Origin of the sequence: Rhodococcus sp. NPDC127593 (genome assembly GCF_042671975.1) — a bacterium.
Lineage (GTDB): Bacteria > Actinomycetota > Actinomycetes > Mycobacteriales > Mycobacteriaceae > Rhodococcus_F.
Genome location: NZ_JBHXWI010000147.1, coordinates 1 through 4,396 on the forward strand (window position 1 = coordinate 1; position 4,396 = coordinate 4,396).

Genomic DNA, 4,396 nt, shown 5'->3' on the forward strand with positions numbered 1-4,396 from the left:
CGCAGTATTAGTGGCTACATTTCCGAATCGATTTCCGTCGTCTTCTCAGGTCGATCATGCAATCTCCGCCGAGAGCTACCGCAACTTCGGGCTAGAAGGAGCACCGTGACCGCCATCGCAGGCACCGATCCCCGAACGGGGACGACCACCAATGTCATCGACGAAACGACCACCGCGGAGGTCACCCGGATCGCCCGGGCCGCCGCCGACGCGGCACCCCAGTTCGAGCAGGCAGGGCGTGGGTTTCGGGCCGCACTGCTGCGCGCGATCGCCGACGAACTCGCCGCCCGCCGCCACCTGATCGTCGAGACCGCGGACCGGGAGACGGCCATCGGCCCTACCAGGTTGAACGGCGAACTCACCCGCACCGTGTACCAGGCACGGCTGTTCGCCGATGTCCTCGATGAGGGCAGCTACCTCGAAGCGGCCATCGACCACGCCGCGGACACCCCGATGGGGCCGGGGCCGGACCTGCGCCGGCTTCTCGTGCCGATCGGGCCGGTCGCGGTGTTCGGGGCCAGCAACTTCCCGCTCGCCTTCTCGGTACCGGGCGGAGACACCGTGTCCGCGCTGGCCGCCGGTAACCCCGTGGTGGTCAAGGCGCACAGCTCGCACCCGGCCACCTCCCTCGCGGCGTTCGAGGCGATGGTCGCCGCCGCCCGACGCCTCGGTACCCCCGACGGTGTGTTGAGTATCGTGTTCGGGCAGGCCGCCGGCGGAGCCCTCGTCGCGGACCCGCATATCAAGGCCGTCGGCTTCACCGGATCATTGGGCGGTGGACAGGCACTGCTGGACATCATCGGTCGCCGAGACGAGCCGATCCCGTTCTACGGTGAACTGTCGAGCCTGAACCCGGTCGTCGTCACTCCCGGCGCAGCGGCAGCGCGGGGTCCGGCGATCGGCACCGGTCTCGCGGACTCGTTCACCGTCTCGGCCGGACAGCTCTGCACCAAGCCCGGGTTGGTGTTCGTTCCCGCCGGCGACGCCGGTGACGCCCTCGCCGCCGCCGCGGCCGAGGCCGTGGGTGACACCGATGCACCGGTGCTGCTCAACGAGCGCATCTTCACCTCGTTCGGCGAAATCAGCGGCCGCGCCGAAGGGCTGGGAGCGGTCTCGGTGCTCGCCCGCGGCGGCAAGCCCGCCGAGGAGGGGTTTGCCGTCACCCCTTTGCTGCTGAGCATCACCGCTGCCGACCTGACCCCGCAGGCGACCGGAGAATGCTTCGGCCCGATGACCATCATCGCCCGCTACAGCAGCGACGACGAGCTCCGCGCCGCGATAGCCGAACTCCCGTCATCGCTCACCGGAACCATCCACGCCGAAGACGACGAGGTTGACCGGGTGTCGGAGCTGACCGGAATCCTGCGGGCCAAGGCCGGACGAGTGCTCTACAACGGCTACCCGACGGGCGTCCTGGTCTCCTGGGCGCAAACCCACGGCGGGCCGTGGCCGGCGACGAACACCCTGCACACCTCGGTCGGCACCACCGCCATCCGTCGGTTCCTGCGCCCGGTGACCTGGCAGAACGCTCCCGAGTTCGCCTTGCCGGAGGAACTGCGGGAGTCGTACGCCGCGATCCCTCGTCGCGTGGACGGCCGGCTCATCGTTCCGAACCGGTCATGACCGACCGCACCCTGTTGAGAAACGGCCGACTCACGGCCGCGGTCAATCCTGTCGGGGCCGAGCTGTGTTCGCTGCGCAACGCCGCGGACCTGGAAATGTTGTGGCAGGCGGGGCCGGAGTGGCCTCGTCACGCCCCGGTGCTCTTTCCCGTGATCGGCCGGATGGCGGATGACATCCTCGTGCACAACGGGATGCGGTACCCGATGCCGCAACACGGCTTCGCCCGGGACGTGGAGTTCGCTCGGGTCGCGGTCAGTGCGACGTCGGCGCATTTCCGGCTCACCGACACCGCCCGGACGGACCGGTACTTCCCGTTCTCGTTCGTGCTCGACGTTCAATTTGACCTGGGCGGTGACGAGCTTTCGGTCACCTACCGGATCGGTAACCCGAGCAGCGAGGCGACGCTGCCGGCGTCGATCGGTGTGCACCCGGCCTTCCGGTGGCCACTCCACGACGGGGACGCCAAGGGAAGCTACCGGCTCGAGTTCAGCGACCTCGAATCCGCGCCGGTGCGCCGCGTCGACAACGTCCTGCTGCGCGCCGACGACCAGCCGAATCCCGTTCAGGGATCATCGTTACCTCTGCATCCGGGCCTGTTCCGGGACGGTGCGGTGATCTTGGACCAGTTGTCGAGCACCGCGGTGCGCTACCAATCCGATGACGGCGAGGGTTTGACCCTGTCCTGGAGCGGGTTCGAGCAGCTGGCCATCTGGTCTCCACCCGACGACACCGATCTGCTGTGTATCGAACCGTGGTTCGGGCTGCCGTCACCCGCCGATTTCGATGGCGAATACCGCAGCAAACCCGCCCAACTCCACCTCGGTCCGGGGCAGGAACGCGAGTTCGGTCTGCGCATCTCCCTGTCCCGGAAGGCACCTGGCCCCGGTGCACGACCAAAGCCCGTAGGACCGCATGCGGCGCCTGCTCGAGACGAAACCGATACGCAGAATGAAGACGTCACGGACCGGCCCGTCGTCACCAGGGTCGAATCCTTCCCACGTCAGCTACCGACCGTGCTCGGTTGGTCGGGCCAGCAACTAACGGGTAGTCGGGAGTAAGGAAACGTCGTTCATGCCCACACGAACAGAACGGATGCCTTGATCCCGACTTCAGTCGTGCGGTCTGTCCGTTACCGCCGCCTGCTCCATGTTCGCAGGGACGCGCCTGTGCTCGTACCGCATCGAGTGTCTCGGACGTGTCCCTCCGTCGGACCATTGGAGCCGAGAATCGGCTGTAATGAGCTTTCCCGAAGCCTTCACACTTCGCGCATCCTCATCTAAACTGAAGTCACTTCAATCGCGTGTAAGAGGTGAAGCCTGGGCGCCCTCGAACGCAGAGAGTGCGTTTGAAAACCGTCAGGTTCGGGCGAGCCGCCTGGTCATGGTCGCGATCATCGCGATGTGAACCATGGCTCCGTGATGGTCGGGTCTGGTTTCGTAGTCGCGCACGCAGCGGCGGTGCTTGTTGATCTACGCGAAACTTCTCTCGACCACCCACACGCGGGGCCGAACGTGGAAACCGGTGGCGCCGGGGTTGCGTTTGATGATCTGCATAGGAAGGGCAAGAACGTCTTTCGCCCAGACGAGCAACCGGCCGGGATAACCGCCGTCGGCCCAGACCAGCCGAATGGTGGTGAAGCTGCCGCGCAGTGCTGCCAGGAGTCGGTGCGCGGCGTCGCGGTCCTGGATCGAGGCGGCGGTGACGACAACGGCGAGCAGCAGGCCGTTCACATCCACGGCAATGTGCCGCTTAACGCCGTTCGTTCTCTTGCCGCCATCCCAGCCGCGGCTCGATCGGGGCACGGTATCGGCGGCCGGCACCGTCTGCGAGTCGATGATCGCCGCGGTCGGGCACCGGTCCCGTCCGGCCCGCACTCGCAGCCGGTCGCGCAGCGTGTCGAGGATGCGCTGCCACGCGCCGCTGCGGGCCCAGCGGGTGAAGACCGCGTACACCGTCCCGGCCGGCGGGAACTCCACCGGCAGTTGTCGCCACGCGATACAACCGCGCACGATGTACAAGATGGCATCCACTATCCCACGGCGGCAATACGTCTCGGGTCGTCAGCTGCGGCCTGCCGTGCCGCCCGGCGCAGGCAACAGTGGTTCGAGCTCGCCCACTCTGCGTCAGTGACCGGCGACGAGTACACCGCGCAACCGTGTCCGCCCGCCGCGTGGGGCGGACACGACGGGCATGGTGAGATCGGCGATGATGGCATTGTGGGCTCCTGGTGTGGGCTCCTGGTGTGCGCGGGGATTTGGTCGTTTCCGACCCAACCAGAAGCCCACTTCTGGGTTCTCAGCGAGGCACGCGCCCGCCACCCTGCGTGTCAGACATCCCTGGAGCTTGGATGTCAAGCGATGAGGTGTTGGTAGCGGTGAGCCCATCCGGCGGCTTGGCTGTAGGGGGTTTTAGTTTTGATGCAGCCGTGCAGGATTCCGACGAGCCGGTTTCCGAGTTGGCGTAGGGCGGCGTTGTGGTCGATCTCGCGGGCGCGTAGCTCGTCGTAGTAGGCGCGTGCCGCGGCGTCGTGCAGGATCGCCGCGCCTGCCTGCAGGTGCAGGGCATCGACGAGGCGGTCGTTGTGGATGAACCGGGCGTGGACGGTCTTGGTCTTGCCGGATTGGTGGGTGATCGGTGCGGTGCCTGCGTAGTTCTTGCGGGATTTGGCGTCGGCGTAACGGCCGTCGGCGTCGCCGAATTCTGCGAGCACCCGGGCGCCGGTGATACCGCCCATGCCGGGTTGGCTGAGGTAGATCTCAGCGTCCGGGTGCCG

General features: G+C 67.0%; 4 protein-coding genes. 2 read left to right on the plus strand and 2 right to left on the minus strand.

Annotation, left to right across the window (positions count from 1 at the left end; all coding sequences use genetic code 11):
• Positions 1-105: 105 nt before the first annotated feature.
• Together ACFVJ3_RS49175 and ACFVJ3_RS49180 are read left to right on the plus strand one after the other, a co-directional pair.
• On the plus strand, positions 106-1,623 hold the full coding sequence (locus ACFVJ3_RS49175) for an aldehyde dehydrogenase (NADP(+)) (RefSeq protein WP_378458996.1): 1,518 nt from the start codon (positions 106-108) through the stop codon (positions 1,621-1,623).
• Positions 1,620-2,681 carry an aldose 1-epimerase family protein gene (locus tag ACFVJ3_RS49180; RefSeq protein WP_378458997.1) on the plus strand — a complete coding sequence of 354 codons (1,062 nt, stop codon included), beginning with the start codon at positions 1,620-1,622 and terminating at the stop codon, positions 2,679-2,681. Before ACFVJ3_RS49175 ends, ACFVJ3_RS49180 begins: the two co-directional genes overlap by 4 nt.
• Before the next feature lie 411 nt (positions 2,682-3,092).
• On the opposite strand, the gene ACFVJ3_RS49185 is transcribed toward ACFVJ3_RS49180, so the two are convergent.
• Positions 3,093-3,653: an IS5 family transposase gene (locus ACFVJ3_RS49185; RefSeq protein WP_378458998.1), complete on the minus strand. Its 561-nt coding sequence runs from the start codon at positions 3,651-3,653 to the stop codon at positions 3,093-3,095.
• Between the two features lie 320 nt (positions 3,654-3,973).
• On the minus strand, positions 3,974-4,396 hold a 423-nt coding region (locus tag ACFVJ3_RS49190), incomplete at its 5' end, for a transposase (RefSeq protein ID WP_378458999.1).

Coding starts and splice junctions, on each gene's coding strand:
- ACFVJ3_RS49180 (WP_378458997.1), top strand. CDS start 1,620: ATGACCGACCGCACCCTGTTGAGAAACGGCCGACTCACGGCCGCGGTC.